Source organism: Leyella stercorea, from assembly GCF_021531355.1.
Classification (GTDB): domain Bacteria; phylum Bacteroidota; class Bacteroidia; order Bacteroidales; family Bacteroidaceae; genus Prevotella.
Genome location: NZ_JADYTS010000163.1, coordinates 1 through 1250, shown reverse-complemented (window position 1 = coordinate 1250; position 1250 = coordinate 1). Strand labels below are relative to the sequence as shown.

At 52.2% G+C, this 1250-nt stretch carries 1 protein-coding gene; it reads right to left on the bottom strand.

From position 1 onward, the window contains the following. Positions 1–61: 61 nt before the first annotated feature. Complete coding sequence (gene argC, locus I6E38_RS14810) at positions 62–1042, bottom strand: N-acetyl-gamma-glutamyl-phosphate reductase (protein ID WP_235394702.1); 981 nt, start codon at positions 1040–1042, stop codon at positions 62–64. Positions 1043–1250 lie beyond the last annotated feature (208 nt).

Below are 1250 nucleotides of genomic sequence, written 5' to 3'. Positions count from 1 at the left end.
GTGGGGCTTTATATCACAACCTTCTCCCTTAAGAGGGGCAGGGGATGGGGCTTTTCGTTTATTAGAACCCTGTCGGTTTCAGCTTCAATCCCAAGCTTTCTTCCACTCCGAACATCACATTCATGTTCTGTACGGCCTGTCCCACAGCACCTTTGAGCAGATTGTCGATGCATGAGGTGATGAGGAGTTTGTTGCCGTACTTCTCGCAATGGATGAGACACTTGTTGGTGTTGACCACCTGCTTCAGGTCGATAGGTTTGTCGACGTAGTGGGTGAAGGGTGCGTCGCGGTAGAAGTCCTTGTAGGCTGCCACGATGTCTTCAATCGGAACGTCGGTTTTAACCACCTCAGTGGCGAAGATGCCACGGGCGAAGTCACCACGATAAGGGATGAAGTCGATAGATGCCTTTAACTCGCCATTGCCCGCGAGCTGCTGCACCTGACTCAGACTCTGGCATATTTCCGGCACGTGCTGGTGCTGGAAGGGCTTATAAATGCTCATGTTATTGTTGCGCCAAGAGAAGTGGGTGGTGGCGCCAGGCTTCTGTCCGGCACCCGTCGAACCCGTAATGGCGTTCACCGCAACGTCGTCGGTGAGCAAGCCGAGCTTGGCGGCGGGCAGAAGTCCCAACTGTATGCACGTGGCGAAGCAACCTGGATTAGCTACATGCTGCGCCTTGGCTATAGCGTCGTGATTGATTTCGGGCAGACCGTAGACGTAGTCGTTGCCCTCACGCTTTAGGCGGAAGTCCTGCGCAAGGTCGATTATCTTTACGTGGGCTGGTATATTGTGTTCCTTTAGGAACGCCTCGCTCTTGCCATGACCGAAGCAGAAGAACACTACGTCAACATCTTCGAAAGGCATATCAGAGGTGAACTTCAGGTCGGTATCGCCATACAGACCTTCATGCACGTCGGCAACAAGATTGCCGGCATTGCTCTCGCTGTTGGCAAAAACTATCTCCGCCTCGGGATGATTGATGAGCAGACGTATGAGTTCGCCACCTGTGTAGCCTGCCGCTCCTAATATTCCTATTTTCATATACATATATAGTTATAAGCCCTACACAAATAGCAGCCACACAAAGCCCACCCTGCCCACAAAGCCCCACCCCTAACCCCTCCCCCGCAGGGAGGGGAATGGTATGCTGGGCTACTCATTTAATTGTTTAACGAGTTATTTTTATTTTATAAAAAACTCCACCTACAAATCATACCGCTCCCCTCCCTACGGGGGAGGGGCTGGGGGT

Excerpts from the sequence above, each read along its gene's own strand:
- argC (WP_235394702.1), bottom strand. The coding sequence starts at position 1,042 with ATGAAAATAGGAATATTAGGAGCGGCAGGCTACACAGGTGGCGAACTC.